The 16,237-nt window shown below is 60.6% G+C and carries 18 protein-coding genes and 2 pseudogenes; 10 read left to right on the forward strand and 10 right to left on the reverse strand.

The window, feature by feature from the left end; all coding sequences use genetic code 11:
- Positions 1-48: 48 nt before the first annotated feature.
- The 3 genes from KHO30_RS36515 to KHO30_RS36525 are packed head-to-tail and all read right to left on the reverse strand — an operon-like array spanning position 49 to position 2,664.
- The gene (locus KHO30_RS36515) at positions 49-1,413 is read right to left on the reverse strand and encodes a ParB/RepB/Spo0J family partition protein (RefSeq protein ID WP_211703836.1); all 1,365 of its coding nucleotides are present in this window, start codon (positions 1,411-1,413) and stop codon (positions 49-51) included.
- An 11-nt stretch (positions 1,414-1,424) separates the two neighbouring features.
- Positions 1,425-2,243: a ParA family protein gene (locus KHO30_RS36520; protein WP_211703837.1), complete on the reverse strand. Its 819-nt coding sequence runs from the start codon at positions 2,241-2,243 to the stop codon at positions 1,425-1,427.
- A gap of 13 nt (positions 2,244-2,256) precedes the next feature.
- Positions 2,257-2,664, reverse strand: coding sequence for a hypothetical protein (locus KHO30_RS36525; RefSeq protein WP_211703838.1), 408 nt, complete (start codon positions 2,662-2,664; stop codon positions 2,257-2,259).
- 597 nt (positions 2,665-3,261) lie between these two features.
- Here KHO30_RS36525 and KHO30_RS36530 point away from each other — a divergent pair.
- Together KHO30_RS36530 and KHO30_RS36535 are read left to right on the forward strand one after the other, a co-directional pair.
- Positions 3,262-3,447, forward strand: coding sequence for a hypothetical protein (locus tag KHO30_RS36530; protein WP_211703839.1), 186 nt, complete (start codon positions 3,262-3,264; stop codon positions 3,445-3,447).
- Positions 3,448-3,534: 87 nt separating this feature from the next.
- Complete coding sequence (locus KHO30_RS36535; RefSeq protein ID WP_211703840.1) at positions 3,535-3,780, forward strand: helix-turn-helix domain-containing protein; 246 nt, start codon at positions 3,535-3,537, stop codon at positions 3,778-3,780.
- 85 nt (positions 3,781-3,865) lie between these two features.
- On the opposite strand, the gene KHO30_RS36540 is transcribed toward KHO30_RS36535, so the two are convergent.
- The 5 genes from KHO30_RS36540 to KHO30_RS36560 all read right to left on the reverse strand — a co-directional run bounded on the left by KHO30_RS36540 (position 3,866) and on the right by KHO30_RS36560 (position 10,501).
- Entirely contained in the window at positions 3,866-5,107 is a 1,242-nt protein-coding gene (locus tag KHO30_RS36540) for a Cdc6/Cdc18 family protein (protein ID WP_211703841.1), read from the reverse strand.
- Positions 5,108-5,372: 265 nt separating this feature from the next.
- Entirely contained in the window at positions 5,373-6,341 is a 969-nt protein-coding gene (locus KHO30_RS36545; RefSeq protein ID WP_244864229.1) for a ParB/RepB/Spo0J family partition protein, read from the reverse strand.
- A 2-nt stretch (positions 6,342-6,343) separates the two neighbouring features.
- The gene (locus KHO30_RS36550; protein WP_211703842.1) at positions 6,344-7,528 is read right to left on the reverse strand and encodes a ParA family protein; all 1,185 of its coding nucleotides are present in this window, start codon (positions 7,526-7,528) and stop codon (positions 6,344-6,346) included.
- A 251-nt stretch (positions 7,529-7,779) separates the two neighbouring features.
- The gene (locus KHO30_RS36555; protein ID WP_211703843.1) at positions 7,780-9,702 is read right to left on the reverse strand and encodes a tyrosine-type recombinase/integrase; all 1,923 of its coding nucleotides are present in this window, start codon (positions 9,700-9,702) and stop codon (positions 7,780-7,782) included.
- 13 nt (positions 9,703-9,715) lie between these two features.
- Entirely contained in the window at positions 9,716-10,501 is a 786-nt protein-coding gene (locus KHO30_RS36560; protein WP_211703844.1) for a hypothetical protein, read from the reverse strand.
- 788 nt (positions 10,502-11,289) lie between these two features.
- Here KHO30_RS36560 and KHO30_RS36565 point away from each other — a divergent pair.
- Both KHO30_RS36565 and KHO30_RS36570 read left to right on the forward strand, forming a co-directional pair.
- Positions 11,290-11,586, forward strand: a complete 297-nt coding sequence (locus KHO30_RS36565) for a toxin-antitoxin system TumE family protein (RefSeq protein ID WP_007182514.1) — start codon at positions 11,290-11,292, stop codon at positions 11,584-11,586.
- Positions 11,583-11,963 (forward strand): HVO_A0114 family putative DNA-binding protein, encoded by a 381-nt coding sequence (locus KHO30_RS36570; protein ID WP_007182513.1) that lies wholly within the window; start codon positions 11,583-11,585, stop codon positions 11,961-11,963. Before KHO30_RS36565 ends, KHO30_RS36570 begins: the two co-directional genes overlap by 4 nt.
- A 124-nt stretch (positions 11,964-12,087) precedes the next feature.
- Here the strand turns inward: KHO30_RS36570 and merR are convergent, their stop codons facing one another.
- Positions 12,088-12,522 carry a mercury resistance transcriptional regulator MerR gene (gene merR / locus KHO30_RS36575; RefSeq protein ID WP_211703845.1) on the reverse strand — a complete coding sequence of 145 codons (435 nt, stop codon included), beginning with the start codon at positions 12,520-12,522 and terminating at the stop codon, positions 12,088-12,090.
- Positions 12,523-12,593: 71 nt separating this feature from the next.
- On the opposite strand from merR, the pseudogene merT reads away from it, so the two are divergent.
- The 6 genes and pseudogenes from merT (at position 12,594) to merB (ending at position 15,962) form a co-directional block, all read left to right on the forward strand.
- A pseudogene (gene merT, locus KHO30_RS36580) lies at positions 12,594-12,943 on the forward strand (mercuric ion transporter MerT).
- Positions 12,944-12,956: 13 nt separating this feature from the next.
- Positions 12,957-13,232 (forward strand): mercury resistance system periplasmic binding protein MerP, encoded by a 276-nt coding sequence (gene merP, locus KHO30_RS36585; protein ID WP_211703846.1) that lies wholly within the window; start codon positions 12,957-12,959, stop codon positions 13,230-13,232.
- Positions 13,233-13,250: 18 nt separating this feature from the next.
- Positions 13,251-13,685, forward strand: coding sequence for an organomercurial transporter MerC (gene merC, locus KHO30_RS36590; protein WP_211703847.1), 435 nt, complete (start codon positions 13,251-13,253; stop codon positions 13,683-13,685).
- Between the two features lie 45 nt (positions 13,686-13,730).
- On the forward strand, positions 13,731-15,398 hold the full coding sequence (merA, locus tag KHO30_RS36595; RefSeq protein WP_211703848.1) for a mercury(II) reductase: 1,668 nt from the start codon (positions 13,731-13,733) through the stop codon (positions 15,396-15,398).
- A 16-nt stretch (positions 15,399-15,414) separates the two neighbouring features.
- Positions 15,415-15,651 carry a hypothetical protein gene (locus KHO30_RS39460; RefSeq protein ID WP_244864230.1) on the forward strand — a complete coding sequence of 79 codons (237 nt, stop codon included), beginning with the start codon at positions 15,415-15,417 and terminating at the stop codon, positions 15,649-15,651.
- Complete coding sequence (gene merB, locus KHO30_RS39465; protein WP_342345997.1) at positions 15,615-15,962, forward strand: organomercurial lyase; 348 nt, start codon at positions 15,615-15,617, stop codon at positions 15,960-15,962. Before KHO30_RS39460 ends, merB begins: the two co-directional genes overlap by 37 nt.
- Here the strand turns inward: merB and KHO30_RS39680 are convergent.
- Positions 15,932-16,078: pseudogene (locus KHO30_RS39680) on the reverse strand (DUF1264 domain-containing protein); the annotation flags it as partial. The gene merB and the pseudogene KHO30_RS39680 sit on opposite strands and share 31 nt — an antisense overlap.
- Positions 16,079-16,237: the final 159 nt, after the last annotated feature.

Below are 16,237 nucleotides of genomic sequence, written 5' to 3' on the forward strand. Positions count from 1 at the left end.
GTTGACGGGCCATGCAAAAGGGGCGTTTCCGCCCCTTTTTTCCTTGCATTAGAGAGCCCAATTGTTCGGCGCGAGAGGATGAATCTCACGCTCCGTATCGTACCTGAAATCGTCTGGCAAAACCCCTGCCTTGCGGCTCGGATGCAACGCATTCAGCAGCTCTATTGCGCTCCTTGAATTTAACTCAGCACTCAACCTGTTTATCATTTGCTCTGCGCGCGGCTGTCCCACGCCGACCAGCGCAGAGCACGCCAGCTGTACAAATGCGACCCAAAGCCTCCAGTCTGCGTCCTCCCCGCCCACGCCTGCGGCGGCCAGATCCGCCTGGAGCTGACGCAAGCGGTGGATTGAACCGGTCGATTCATGGAACAGTTCCTCTACTCGCCAGATGACGGTCCTCATGGGATCCGTGCTACCGGCTCGCTCCTGCTTCGGGCGCAGTGCGGCCGCTGCGTCCCGGGGCGCCTTCTGCGCCTGCGAGGCCAGCTGGACCGCCTGCGTCACCGAGGGTGCGGGCTCCTGCCGTATGGCCGGACCGCCGGCCTGTTCGATATGCGCCGCCGACGGGCCTGATCCTTCGCCATCCGTCGAGTTCGGGTTGCTCGGCGGGGTTCTGACTGATGGCAGGGGCACAGGCTCTTGCTCGGCGGCCGCCGGCGTCGACGGGCCGTCTTGGGGCGGGATGTCGCGCGAAGCAGATCGGATCTGCGCGAGTCGGGCGTCCAACGTCAAGCGTCCGAACCTCTCTCCGGCCCTCATGGCGTCGGCCATCTCACTGGCAAGATCTGCGTTCTCCGCCTCGATGTCATCCATCTTGTTCGCGGCCTCGACGTCGTCGAACAGACCGGCATCGAACAGCTCGCGCGTCACGGGTCCGTACTTCCGGAAACGAAGATGTTTGGATATCCACGACTCGCTACGCTGCTTGCCCTTAGGATTCGTCCACAGTCGCGCGGCCTCCTCGCGTCCAAACCGGTCGATATCGCTCGCGAGCCCCAGGGCCGTCTCTTTGGCCGAAAGCGATTTGCGATCGACATTCTCAGACACCTGGTACATCCGGATGGCGAGGTCCGGGGTGTTCGCGGGAAATATCTTGGCGGGGATCTTTTCCCATCCGTTCAGGATACTGCCTCGGACGCGCCGCTCTCCCCCGATCAGCTCGTAATCGTCTCCGTCCGTTGCCCGCACGAGGATGGCGGTGTGCACGTGCCCGACCACCTTCAGGCGAGCGGCGAATGCTTCGATATCCTTGAAGTCTAGGCGGTCTTGCGGCTTGGTGATGATCCTCGAGACGAGAATTTCCATCGTCATCGCGCCAGTTGCTTCCTCGATTGCCGCGGCCATTGCGCTGCCGGGCTTCATCTTCGATAGCTGAGCAAGGCTAGTCAGCTGTTGGCCATTTCTGAACTGCATAGTTGTATCCCTTACAGACCGATACGTTTGAACAGCAATTCGCAGACGGAGCGCATTTCCGCTGCCGCGCGCCGGTCGCTGTCACCGCGAGGGTTCTTCCAGACCGGATGTTCTTTCGCGAGTTTCGTGGCGGAACGCTCCTGCAACTCGACATCCAGCACGGCGCTGCCCCATTTCTGGCGAAGCGTAATTCTCTCGGTCTGGTCGTACGCTCGCCGCTTGTTTACCTTGTTGAGCAACACGCCGAGCAATTGGAGATCCGGATTGAAGTTCTCCGCGATGATTTGAGCCTTCTGCGTGAGATCGAGCAAGCCGCTTGTGGCGTCTCTGTCGAGGTCGCACGGCATCAGCAGGTAGTCGGCACAGATCATGCCGGCGAATAGCAGGTTGCTCATCGTCGGGGGCGTATCGATCACGCAAATGTCGTATTGATCGTCCAACTGCTTTAACGCGGACTGCGCGTGCTGGGCGCAATCGAGCGGCCACCCGAGTACCTCAATGAGGTCGTCTGATCCGGCGAATAGATCAACGCCCGGCGCGATCCGCATTGGCTCCGGGGCCTCCCCACTTTTGAACAGAAAGTGAGCGCTGCTTTCGGGAGCGATCGCAGGTAGCTGCACGCTGTCCCAATCGACGTTGCGTGCACGCAGCAGCGTTTCGTCAGACTTCGTCATCAATCTGTAGAGCATCGTTTTGGTGAGGTTTGCCTGCGGGTCGAGGTCGATCACGAGCGTGCGCAGGCCTCTTTCGATAGCGGTAAATGCCAAGTGCCGCGCCGTGGTGGTCTTGCCTACACCGCCCTTCTGGTTTGCGATTCCAACCTTGTACATATGTGTCCCTGTCTCACGCGTAGAGAGGCTGGTCGATCGGCTCGAACACGCGGCCCAACGTATTGAAAACAACCAGCCAGTTCGCCGCGTACAGATTGACGCGGGCGGACTGCGCGTCGGTGTATTGCCCCGCAACGCTGTAGTGACAGCCTTCTTGGAAGCACGTGACACGTGCGACTTCGCGTGCAGGATCGACATCGAAGCAGATCCACGACGCTGGATGGGTGCTGCCGCGCTCCGGCTGATCGTGGGCAATCTCAACACTCAGGTGACCGTCAACGGTCTCATCAACTGTGCAATGCACCGCCATATCACCGGCAACTCGCGCAGGAGCAAAGTGGGTTCGACTCTGCGTCTTGCCAAGATGCGGGATCAGTTCGGTAAGGCTCAGGTAGATGCGGGACTGCACGTTGTTCGACATGGAAAACTCCGATTTTTTGACGGTCCATTGATCTGCGATGTGTGGTTCGTCGCCACGTTCTAGGCATATTATTATTGGAAATGTTGACGGTCAATAGATCGTACAAAATTCGCCTGTTGGCCCCCTGGATCGGGGCATTCGCTTCCGCTAAAATGGTTCGTGTTTCAGTGCGTTCAATGCAACAGTCGGGCAGGCATCCGTAGTTGGCAACGGTGCGAGTCGAGTGGAAGATCGTTGCTCGACGTCGGAATGTGGTGGCGTCCCTTCTGGTGCCAACGGACGGGACTGCTGCAGTCGGGAAGTCTTTCATATCTGCGCCGCTGCGCGCACTCGGCACTAAATTACAGTACGGTCAAACAGTGATTAAAATTTCGCATGCGAAAGTGTGAATCGGATGGCGTCATAACAGCGGACCAGGAACGGATTGTTTCGTTGCTCGACTCCGGTTGCACCAGAGCTGAAGTTGCCGACCGACTGAATATGTCTGCTGCCGTGATCGGTCGGCAGATTTCCCGGATCAGAGAAAAAGTGCAATTGGGCACGTATGATCCTCCCCCCTTACCTATCGAACCCGCGTTGACGCGGTGATACACCAACATGATCCGTTTCGTTCTCTGCCTGCTTGGCGCTCTGTTCATTCAAGCCGCGGTCATGTCCCGGCTTGCGAATGGTGGTCCAACCGATTTCTTCACCAGTTTTGGCGAAGGGCTGCGGGCTTCGGTGAACTTCGACACCGGGATCGTCAGGAACGCGGCGACGTTGATTCGAGCCAGGCTCAACTGAGAATTTCGTCCTACGTTTGACCGCAGTACGATCATAGCGCGAATAGGTCAAAATGGCCTATTTTAGAAAAGTGGGGAGCATACATGTATGCCCCCTTCGATTAATGACGACCGTTACAAGCGCCTCCGCCTTCATTTGCGAGCGCTACGCCGTGCCGCTGGCCTGACCCAAGTGGAGCTAGCTACGCGCCTGAAGATAGATCAATCAAACCTATCTAAGGTCGAGCGAGGCGAGCGTTATGTGGACGTTCTCTTCTATCTTGACTGGTGCCGGGCCTGCGATGTGGATCCTGGTACCGCGCTCTCGAAGCTCGCGACCATGGACGTGTATTAGTGGATCGATGCTGCGGTCCGGGAGACCGTCTCGCGTGGTCACTGTGCAGGCGGAGCCCCTGCTACTCTTCTGCGGATGGTTGGGGTCACGCCGTGCCCCGACCAGACGGGACGCTGCCAAACTTCCCCGCTCCTGCGGCACGGAGCCTTTCCTTGATCTCTTTGAGATGTCCGTTAATGCTGCCCGTAAGTTCGCGTGGCCGTCCCTCGCCTTGATGCCGGGTGAGGGTTGGCACGACGCTAAGGCAGTGAGCTGCGAACGCCGCATCACGTTGGTCCGTCGCGGGCAGTAAGCGCCCTTCCCTCAGCCCTGCTGCGAAAGCCTTCGTCCATCCGCTGATCGCTGACCGCGATTGTTGCTCGGCGGCGTCGAAGGCCATCAGCGTGCTACCGTCAGTGCTAACGGTCAGGCGCCGGGTCGAATTGGTGTTGTAAAAGGTGCGGCCAGCACATCGAGCGATCGTTGCGGTCAGTTCGGCCTGGTCTGCGTCATGATGGACCTGTTGCTCTGCTCCTTGCCGGAGCACTCGAGCGCGGTGGGCGAAGTCGACCGGTTTGCGAAGAAGAGCGCGGAGATAGTTGATCGGTGCATGTGCTTTTTTGAGACCGGCCCAGCTGGCGTCGACAACGTCGGACAGGAATTTCCCCTGCGCTTTGGCTTCGGTCATGAGTTTGAAAACCAAGAACTCATGGAAACCCAGCGAAGTGAGGCGTTGGAGGTCCGCGGGAAGGGTGCCTGGTTGTCTCTTTTGAGAAGGAGGGTAAAGATCTTTATATATACCGCCGTCTGCCACATTGGCAGACCGGCGCTCCAAAGAGGCTTCAATGGCTTGCTTATCATTGGAGACAGCAGCCGAGTCTTGCTTCATTTCGACCGCATCCTGTTCGGTTGCGACCAGCCCAAGGATCTTAGCGGCCTTCTCGGTCAGGTGCAGGTAGGCGCGACCGAACAAGCCGGCGCTCCCGTAGCGCTTCTGTGGCGCGCGGGTGATGAGGCCGGCTGCTTCGAGGTCGTCTAGGCTGCGGTAGAACGTGCGCATCGATTGCATTGCTCGTCCCGTGAGCAGCTCGCGACGGGCGAATATAGCGGCATACGGCCGATCAGCGTCGACGGTGCGAGCGAGGGCAGCGAGCAGGGCGCGCGAGCGGGTTGACAGACCTTGTATGTGGGTCGCTCGATGAACGGCCCGGAAGATGATCCACGGCAGGTTGATACTGTCGGATGTGAACTCTACCAACGCGTCGCCGTCGGTTGCGGCGCATGAGGATTCAGCCAAAAGAGGGCGAACGCTACCCTCGCTGGCAACGGAATGTTGCGCGATAAACATGTCTACACGTCCATTTGAAGAAAATGGAAGGCATATGCTTGACTGTCTTTCGCGTTCCGCTACACTTCGAAGTGTAGAGTCCCTTGCCCGATTTGCCGTCGGGGAAGTGCAGCGGTAGGGCGAGCGACAGCAAGCCCAATGTTCAAAAGCCTTCGGTTACAGCCGAAGGCTTTTGTCTTTCTGCATCGTTGAATTAGTCCATGAGTCCTCGCTCAATTTTTCTAAGTCATTGATTTGTGGCGTCTTTCTATTAGAAAGATTTCGACTAGCCTCTTTCCTTCATCTTTGTCTCGATAAGCCGCTGTATCTCAATCGCCCAATCTGCGGCGCGAACTTGCTCATCCTTCGCAAAGCGAACCCCCACGATGCCGTTTCGCGTCGTAATTTCGCAGATGATTGTCTTGCCTTGCTTGACCCTAATCGTTTCTGCGGGGGGCGGTTTCCGGGCTTTCTCGCTAACAGAAGCGACTGCCTGTTCCTGGGTGAACTCGTCGTCCTCTACCAACCGGCGCACCGCGGCGATAACCTCCGCAGACTTCCCTTGCTGCGCTGCGGTCGCTAGCTTTTGAGCCGCGTTATTGCCGAGCCGGTGGGGGCGTCCAGCCAAGATGTCTTGTGCTTCGGGAGGCAGCGCTTCAAACGCGAAAATTCTGCTGACGTGTCCTTCGCTCAGCCCCGCACTTGTTGCAATCTCATGGCGAGTAAGGCTCGTGCCTTCTTGCAGACGCTTGAAGTTCCAAAACTTCTCGAAATCCGATAGCGATGGAGACAGCAGATTCGAGAAGAAGGCGGCGAACTCGACTTCACCTTCCTGCACTTCGATGACGTTGGCTCTGATCGTCTTACGTCCGAGTTCGCGATACACGGTGACCCGGTTGTGGCCAGCAACGATTTCATGAGTGCCGTTGGGCAATCTGCGAACCACGATGGCCGTGGCTAACGGATGCTTTGCAAGATTGCTCTTTAGCTCTAGAAACTGCTCTGGAGTTAGCTTGCGTCGGCGGCCCGGAACCTCGACAAGGGACTCCAAGTCGACTTCGAACGCAGCTGCGGAGGCGAGTTGGTTCTCGAGTTCCTTGATCCTTTTTTGTGCAGAGTGCAGATGACCCGCATAGATCATGTTTTCGCCAACTGCTGTCTTCGGACCTGGGCGCTTCTCTGCGGCGGGCGCGGATGGCGCTTCGTCAGCTTTGACGTTTCCGACTGTCTTCCTCAAGTGATCAGCAATACCCATTTTCATTCTCCAGACTTGACGTCGGCCCAAATCTCTTCGATTTCGCCGTGGACATACTCGACCAACTGGTCATAGGCCTCGCGGGCGCGGGTGTACGTTTGCGCGTCACCGGCGTAGTCGCTAACGTCGTACACGGACTTTAGTTCGGCATTTGAGTTGCCCAGCACGGCGGTCTTGGGGATTTCAACTGGGATCACATAATTGCCGTAGCTTTCGGACAACCATCCGCGAACGGGCACCGTGTGTGAGCTGTTTTCAACCTTCGACAGCACGATATTCAGAAATCGGTATTCCTTCTCCAGCCCGTAAGACGACAGTGCATTAACGATGTCATCGAACAGATTCCAGAATTGGGCAGACGATGCGAAGTCGAGCGGATCGGGGACGATGGGGACAATTATCCCGTCCGCAGCCATTAGCGCATTGATTGTCGTGTAGGAGAGGGATGGGGGAGTGTCCAGCAGGATCACATCGTAGTCCGCCCGCAACGGCTCCAAACCTGAACGGAGTACATCCCAAAATGCAAACTCGGGATTGTCTTTGGCTTTCGACGGCAGGAAAAACTCGGCGTTATAAAGCGCTGGCCCAGCAGCTACCAGATCTAAGCCCGGCCAATACGTTCGCTGCACGGCGTATCGCAGATCGGATTGGTCCCCTTCGAACAAGGCCTCAGCCGTTTGCTCTCTTTCGACATGCGCGTTGGGAATAATGCCGAATAGCTGCGTTAAACTCCCTTGGGTGTCCAGGTCAACCACTAATACTCTGTGCCCATAGAGCAGATTCAGCCCTTGCGCCAGAGAAATAGTCGTCGTGGTTTTCGTCGCCCCGCCCTTGAAGTTCGCAGCGCTGATTACCACGCCGGAAGCTCCCGCGGGCCTGCCGGCAAACTCGCGACAGAAGCCGAGCCACTCTTTTGTCTCCACCAACGAGAATTCGCGAGTGCGACCATTACCCCGCGATGTACCCTGCGGTAGTCCCTTTTGCTGGAGCAGGTACTGATAGCGGCTGCGTTCGATCCCGCATAACTGCATCAATTTTGTGCTGGAGAAGATAGGGGGCTGCTTCATCTCCTCTGGTTGTAAGGCGCTCATGCGAACCTTAGCAAGCACGAGTGCCGACTGAACTGCAAGCGCCTTAAGCGTCTCGCCGTTGGCGGGCCGCAGTTTTTTCTTCAGGTCAATTTGCATCCAGTGCCCCACGTGAGATGATTCACACCAGCCGAATCTACAGCTTGCATGGTTGATAGTCAGGTTAGTTCTTAAAACGCAGCTAACCCGAACAATAATCATCTTGCGGACGGCTTGCAAGTTAACTTTTTTGGGGTACGGATCACCCCGAGCCCACGTATTTGCTGGTTTACAGCGAAATTCCCGAGAAATTAGATGAGGTCACACCGTGACTGACTCTTTCAGCACCGGGGCTTTCGCATGCGAAAAAGCTACTCTGCTGCCGCCCGGATCGCATCGTCAAAGAACGCATTGAGCGCTTTGTAACGACGGGTACTGTCCATCTTGGTGTAGATCGTCGTCGTGCCAAGGCTGGCGTGGCCGAGGGTCGACTGCACGTCGCGCACATCCGCGCCGCTGTCGAGCGCGTGATTTGCATGGGTATGGCGTAGCCAGTGGGTGCTCGCGCTGCGCAGATCGTCGGCCGCGCCCGGATACGTTGCTTCGAGCCGGGCTGCCGCACGTTCAAAGATGCGCTTGTAGATGCGCCCGAGGCCGTCGGGGGTGAGGGGCTTGCCGGTTTTCAGATGACCGACAAGCGGGGTCGTTTTCGGGCAGTTCGCCAGCACGGTCGGCTCATGACGAGCCTGGAGCGCCCGCTCCAACTCCTCCATCAACCGCGCCGGCATCGCCACGCGCCGATTGCGGCGCCCCTTGCCGCGGACCTTTAGCTCCCACGCGTCATCCAGCACCCCGTCTAGCGCCGTGCGCGTCAGATCGCCCGTCGTCGCGGCGGCCAGCTCTGCCCGGCGCAGGCCTGTGGCATAGGCAAACAGCAGCGTAAAGTGGTCGCGCTGCTCTTCCGGCGTGTACGACACGCGCCGGGCCGTCTGCAGCACATATTTCCACTGCGCGTGTGTGAGGGTGCGGCCGGTTGCATCGATTTCATCGATGCCCTCGAACCTCGGCAGGCCGTGGAACGGGTTGCTGGTCAGATACTGCTCCTCGACCAGCCAGCTGCACATGGAACGCAGGATCTTGCGCGCACTCTCGCGGCTGCGTTCGTCAAGTTTTCCGGCAAAAGGCCGCCAGGCACGGTCGAAGCGCTCGACACGGCCGCGCCCGACCCAACGGTCGGCCGGTTGGGGATCCTTCAGGAACCCGTCGATGTACTCCGCACAATCCAGCGTATTGAGCGACGACAGGGGCTTGCGCTTTTGGACGATCGCCCAGAGCAGCAGGCGTTCAGCCTCGCGCCGATACGCACGAGCGGTGTGAACGCTCTTCGCGCCGCGAATCTTGATCCAGGCGGCGATCGCGCGCAGATCGGTGTCCAGTTCGGCCTGGTGCGCGGGCACGGGCGCACGGTTCAGGCCGCGCGAGCCGTCCAGCTCCGTCGCGACCCGCAGCGCCTCCATCGGCACGACCTCCGGCAGTGTCCCCGGACCTGTCACCAACAACGGCGGCCTGGCCAGCGCGGGGTGTCCGGCAAGGAGCTGCCGGCGTGGCGTGGTGGCCAGGGGCGAGAGGACTTGACCGAGCGAACTGGCGTTCAGCGCCAGCCAGTCCATGATGCGCTGCGCGCCCTTGGGACCAAGCTTGGGCACCTCGGTATGCCAGCGGTGTCGGCGTCGTCCAATTAGGGCCAGAAGGTCAGCCAGTGTCGCCAGGCCCGCGGACGCGAGGCGCGCGGCGACCACTGGCTCGAACCAGCCGTCGAGAGGGTGATCGGGTGCCGGATCCTGCACCAAGACCTTTTCCATGCGGGCAAGCGCCGCGGCTTGGCGCTGGCGCAGGCGGGCGTTACGGGCGATTTTCCGGTCCAGACCGGGTGAGGGCGGGGGCGGGAAGTCGCCCCGGTAGAGCGCGATCAGCTCCGCTTCGCCGTAGACGGCGTCCGGATCCACCTGCGCGCGGTAGACCTCGAGCGTCGGTACATCGTCGCGGCCGTGCAGCTCGGCAAGCGGAATGCTGCCGGGTTTCAGGCGCAGCAGGTGTGCCGCCTCGATGTCGCGCGCCCGGCGTGCCGCGATGGCCAAGGTGTCGCGCAGCGTCGTGAGCAGCCGCCGCGTCACCCGTACGTCCGTGCTGGGCTCGCCATAGGCGGCATGCAGCCCCTCGATCGCGGCGCCTTCGAGCCAGCCGCGGTAGAGCGCGAAGTGCTGGCGCGTGAGGCGGGGCGAGGGCGTTTTCATGACCGGTTCGGGTTCAGGCTTGTGGCGGGGTGCTTGTACCGGCGGGCTGCTGCTGCGGGAGCGGTTCACCGGTGGTAATCAGAGAGGCAGAGCGCCGGTCCAACTCATTTGGCTGAAGCTTCATCCGCAGGCGTTGAACGCAGCGCGGCCAGCTGGAAAACACCAGGCGGTCAAGAAAGTAGGCGGCCAGCGTCGCGTGTTCGACGCAAAGCTGCCAGTCAGTGTGCAGTTGTACCGGGCCCGGCACCGCTCTCGGAACGCCCCGGAACCGCGCCGATTGGTCCATGGGATCCATCGGCGCTTCCATGATGGCAGCGCGCAACGCCTGCTGCGCGGTGACGCCGTCCTCGAACGCCCGGTGCGTCATCTCGCACTGGAACAGGTGGCTGTAAAGGCGCGCGTCGATATCCGAAAGCTGGCCGATCACAGCGGTGTGGAGCGCAAACAGCCTTGGGCGCCGGTCAATGAGCTGGTTGAGCGCGGCCACGGGCCGTTGTTCGGCGGGCAACTGGCTGTTTGGAATATCGAACTTCGAGACGAGCCACCGCTCAAGGGCGTCACCGGCGGCAGCAAGCTGCTGCACGTCGGGCAGCACCATGCCGGCGGCGACGCGCCGGTCGCGGCGGCGGATCATGACCGCCACGATCCAGGCGCCTGCGATGCCGAGCAGGCCGCCGACGCCGTTCCCGGCGAGCGTCTGCCAGTGATCAAGCCGGTCGAGCCAGCCGTCCGGCGCTGCGGCGGGAACGGGCGTACACATCTGCGCGGCAGCGGCCGTCAACTGGTACAGCGTGCTCATGGCTGTGCGCTCCGGCGCGGGTTGCAGTTCATTCACGTCCTTGTTGTTCGTGGGTCAGTGCGACGGTGCTGGTGTGTCCGGGGGGAAGCCTTGCCGGGCGGGGATTCCAGCGAAGCGTAGCGGAACGCACAAAATCTGCCAAGCAAAATCGCCACTCGTGATAACTCCAGTTATCAGATGTGGCGATTTTCCATCCGGCGGCTAAATTTGTACTGCCTTCTGAAAAAGCCCGTATTCGCGTTTCCGGGAAGGAGGTCGCACGTTGACGGCGCGACCCGGCGACGTTGGCCCAGTGCTTGACGAGAGCGGGCACATCGCGTTCGACTTGTGCGGGATTGCAGTGGGATTTCATCAAGTTCGACGGCGCGACTATATGAATAATCGCAACGACTTGGTGAGGCGCTCGAACGGGCATGACTTAAGAGAGTTGCCGTGCAGCGGTCCCAATCGGACTGCGAACAGGCGAGGGCATGAAGCAGCTGACGCCAAGTCAACACAAAGCGGCGGTGCGCTGACTTAAGTCGCACGGAGCAACTACTGGCGAAGGAACTATCTATAAACAACCTGCCAACTCGGCGACGGAGGAGGAGGGCGCCTCCGCCTGCAAGTGGAGCGGCTGCTCGAGTGCCTTTGTTCACCTGACGTGCGTCACTGATCGATATCGGCGAGCGCTGGTCGCGGAGGGGCGCCAGGTACTCGAAGGATGATCGAAGCATTTCAAGCTCTCTGGCGGATATTCGGCGCTCTTCAATGACCGATCACAAGGATCAGCCATGATATAATAGGTCATGGCTGACAGAAAAATTTATGATGACCGCCACGCCATCGCGAAGCGCAGAGGTAACGGCGAGCTACGACGCGAGGTGTGGGTTGACGGAGCCGGTACAGTGACCCGCTACAACCTTGCCTACATCAACCACGACTTGCATCAGGGCGACAATGGCCGGGTGGTCGGCTACGACAATGCGCATGGCTTTCACCATCGACATTACTTTGGCCGCGTGGAACCCGTCGAGTTTGTCAGCTTTGACGACATCGAAGACCGGTTCGCACGCGACTGGACAGCGTTACGGAGAGAAACATGAAGAACACAGTGCTTGAAACGGCAGTTGGTACCGAGGCGGAATTTTTCGCGCGAGGTCGACGCATTGCGCAACGTGCCGATCGTAATGAGCGTATCCCGGAAGCGCACGTCGTCACTTTTGAAGATCCGGCTGACCTCGCGCGGCTGCTCACTGCTGCTCGGATCGGGCTTTTTCAGGCAATCAAAGCGGAGCCTGCGTCGATCACCGGCATTGCCACACGACTTCATCGCGATCGCAGCGCCGTTAAGCGCGACGTCGACGCGCTGCTACGCGCCGGCCTCGTGTCGGTCGAAACCGCCGTGAATGCCGGGCATGGCAACCACAAGGTCGTGCGAGCGGTGGCGTCGCGGGTCGATCTCCATGTACTCATTGCATGACGCGCTCGTTGAATGGACCGCGTCATTCGCAGCTTTGGAACCGAGAACACCGATCGATTGGACCTCCGCTAAATGGGGGGCCCTCAAGAAACGGACTTTTGCGTACCCTAAGACCGAACGGCCCTTACGCGGTGCCGGCGTCACGCGGGTCTTCGCCTCGCTGCAATGAGGCAATCAACGGACACGACACGTGCCCCCTGCGCGAATGGCACGCGCACACGAGTTGGGCGAGCACCGCTTCCATGCGCTGGAGATCGGCGAGCTTGTCCTGAATGTCGCGGAGCTTGTGCTCCGCGAGGCTGCTTGCCTCGTCGCAGTGCGTTCCATCTTCCAGTTTCCGCAGGTCTGCGATTTGGTCCAGGCTGAAGCCCAGCCGCTGCGCCGATTTGACGAACCGCACCCGGGTGACGTCAGCCTCACCATAGCGGCGAATGCTGCCGTACGACCTCTCCGGTTCGAGCAGCAACCCCTTGCGCTGATAGAACCGGATCGTCTCCACATTGACGCCGGCCGCCTTCGCGAAGGCGCCGATGGTCAGGCTTTCACAACCGTTTTCCATACCGCTTGACTCCGTACATAGGTACGGAAGTAAGGTTACGCTATTCATTCAAGGCTCGAAAGGAAAAGCGTATGGCTGAACAGCAGAACGGGCGCAGGGTGCTCTTCGCCGGCGGCCTAGCCGCGCTTCTCGCCTCAACCTGTTGCCTTGGCCCACTGGTATTGGTTGCATTAGGTGTCAGCGGGGCCTGGATTGGCAATTTGACGGTACTCGAACCGTATCGCCCGATTTTCATCGGCGCTGCGCTGGTTGCGTTGTTCTTCGCCAGGCGGCGCATTTTCCGACCGGCATTGGCCTGCAAACCCGGCGAAGTGTGTGCGATCCACAAGTGCGCACCGCGTACAAGCTCATCTTTTGGATCGTGGTCGCGCTGGTATTGATCGCGCTCGGTTTCCCCTACTTACTGCCCTTGTTCTATTGACCAGGAGTTCGTCATGAAAAAACTGCTTGCTGCACTCGCTGTTGCGATCGTCACCGTCCCGGTTTGGGCTGCGACACAGACCGTCAAGTTGTCGGTGCCCGGCATGACGTGCGCCGCCTGCCCGATCACGGTCAAACACGCACTGTCCAAAGTTCCGGGCGTCGAAAAAACGGATGTCCGTTTCGAACAGAGGGAAGCCATCGTGACGTTCGACGACGGCAAAACCAACGTCCAGGCGCTGACCAGGGCCACGACGGACGCGGGCTATCCGTCGTCGGTCAAACCCTGAAACTTTGGAGGTACTGCGATGTCGTTCGTCACGCGCGCGGTCGATAAGGCCGGTTTGCTCGGCAGCACCGAGTCGGCGATGGGCTGTGCGAGCTGCTTTCCCGCCATCGCCAGTCTGGGTGCGGCGATTGGTCTAGGCTTCCTGAGCCAGTATGAAGGGTTGTTCATCCACATCCTGTTACCGGCCTTCGCCGGCGTAGCGCTGTTCGCCAATGCGGTCGGCTGGCTCAATCATCGGCAGTGGCGCCGTACCGCGCTCGGCCTGATCGGCCCGGTACTGGTGCTGACAGCCGTGTTTGTGATGCGTGCCTATGGCGAGCGCAGCGGTTGGCTGCTCTATCCCGGTCTCGCCGTCATGCTGGCGGTATCAATCTGGGACCTGTTCTCCCCGGCGAAGCGCGTCTGTGCCACCGATACGTGTGATTCGGGCACGGGCACCGTCCGCGAGAGTTGAGCGGTCGTGCATCTAACCAAATCCATGAAAGAACGGAGCAAGCCCATGATGACCTTGAAGATCGACGGGATGACCTGCGCCTCCTGCGCCGAGCATGTCAGGCAGGCGCTGGAAAGCGTGCCCGGCGTGCGCTCGGCAGCGGTCTCCTATTCCAAAGCGCTGGCCGATCTGACGGTCGACGAAGGAGTCAGTCACGACACGCTGGCCACCGCCGTGACGACGGCGGGCTACCACGCCAGGGTTGCTGACCTGCCGACCCAATTCACCGGCCTGCTCGACAGGGCGGTGGCTGGTGGGAGGCGAAGCGGCGACGATGGTGCGCTGCGGGTCGCCGTCATCGGCAGTGGTGGCGCTGCCATGGCGGCTGCGCTGAAGGCCGCCGAAAACGGCGCGCAGGTGATACTGATCGAGCGCGGCACCATTGGCGGAACGTGCGTGAACGTCGGGTGCGTGCCCTCGAAGATCATGATCCGTGCAGCCCACGTCGCGCATCTGCGGCAGACCAGTCCCTTCGACGCGGCCATCACCGCGACGGCACCGGCTGTTGACCGGCCGCGCCTGCTCGCCCAGCAGCAGGCGCGCGTGGACGAGCTGCGCCACGCCAAATACGAAAACATTCTCGACACGAGCCCGAACATCAACGTCCTGCACGGCGAGGCGCGTTTCACGGAGAGCCATACGCTCACCGTGGCGCTGACCGCCAGCGGCGAACGGACGGTGTCATTCGATCGCTGCCTGATTGCCACGGGTGCAACGGCCGCAGTGCCGCCGATGCCGGGCCTGAAGGAGACGCCGTACTGGACCTCGACCGAAGCACTGGCGAGCGACGTCATCCCCAAACGGCTCGCCGTGATCGGCTCGTCGGTGGTCGCGCTGGAACTGGCCCAGGCATTTGCACGGCTGGGCAGTCATGTCACCGTCCTGGCCCGCCACACACTGCTCTACCAGGAGGATCCGGCGATCGGCGAAACCGTGACGGCGGCCTTTCGCGCCGAGGGCATCGAGGTGCTGGAACAGACCCAGGCGAGCCACGTGTCGCACGTCGATGGCGAGTTCGTCCTTACCATGAGCCACGGTGAGCTGCGGGCCGACCAGCTGCTGGTGGCAACGGGCCGCTCCCCAAACACTGGCAGTCTGAACCTGGCGAGTGCCGACGTGCAGCTCGACGAGCGCGGCGCCATTGTGATCGACACGGGCATGCGCACGAGCGCGCCGGATATCTATGCGGCGGGCGACTGTACCAACCAGCCGCAGTTCGTCTATGTCGCCGCAGCCGCCGGTACGCGCGCGGCGATCAACATGACCGGGGGCGATGCGCGGCTCAACCTCGATACGATGCCGGCGGTCGTCTTCACCGAGCCACAGGTTGCCACGGTCGGCTACAGCGAGGCGCAGGCGCACCAGGCGGATATCGAGACCGACAGTCGCACACTGACGCTCGATAACGTGCCGCGCGCGCTGGTGAACTTCGACACGTGCGGCTTCATCAAGCTGGTGATCGAGGCAGGTAGCGGCCGGCTCATCGGCGTGCAGGCGGTGGCGCCAGAGGCGGGCGAAATCATCCAGACGGCCGCGATTGCGATCCGCGCGAAGATGACCGTTCAGGACCTCGCCGACCAGTTGTTCCCGTACCTGACGATGGTCGAGGGGCTCAAGCTCGCCGCACAGACCTTCTCGAAGGACGTGACGCAGCTCTCGTGCTGCGCCGGATAACCCTCGGGGGACGACGATGAACCTTGCCCGCTACACGGCTGAACTGGTCGAGCGTCTGACGATGGGCAACCGGTCGGAAGGCTTTGCGGATCTCTTTGTCGTACTGCTGCGTGAACTCAGCAAGGGGGCGCCGGTTTCTCCTGCCGCGCTGGCCTCGTCGCAGGACTGGCCTATTGAGCGGGTGAGCTCGGCACTCGAACAGGCGGTCAGCACCGAGTGGGCGGCGATGGCAATGTCATCGGGTACGGTTTGACGTTGCGTGAGACCCCGCACACTTTCGAAGTCGGCAGCCGACGCCTGTACACGTGGTGCGCTTTCGATACATTGTTCTTCCCGGCGCTGATCGACCGGACGGCCCACGTAGTCTCGCGTTGTGCGGCTACCGGCGTGCCGGTCTCGCTCACGGTCACGCCGACCCTGATACAGGATGTTGCACCGGCGCGCGCGACCGTGTCACTGATCCTGCCGCAAGACACACCTGACATCCGCGCTGCATTTTGTTGCCATGTACATTCTAAGATCACGCATTGGAGAAAATCTTCGGTCAGGTGCGTGCAGAAATGATTCGCTTCGACTTGTCGCCCCATGTCATCAGCATAAAAATGGAAACTATTCAAATACTCGCTCATGGCGTTGACCGGGTTTTTACTTTGTAAAATGTCAGCGCCCGTCCAGCACATGACTGCGCATTGAAGGGGCTGGCCCAGGAGGCGGCGCCTCCGCTTTGTGCCGCGCTTGCGCCTCTCTTGCGAACAGCCCGACAAAGGGAAGCAGCAGCGTACTCTTCAGCAGGGTCGAGCCGAACCGACGACGGCAGCCACAGGTTTCAATCGGGTCCA

Source organism: Paraburkholderia aspalathi, assembly GCF_905220735.1.
GTDB classification, from domain to species: Bacteria; Pseudomonadota; Gammaproteobacteria; order Burkholderiales; family Burkholderiaceae; genus Paraburkholderia; species Paraburkholderia aspalathi.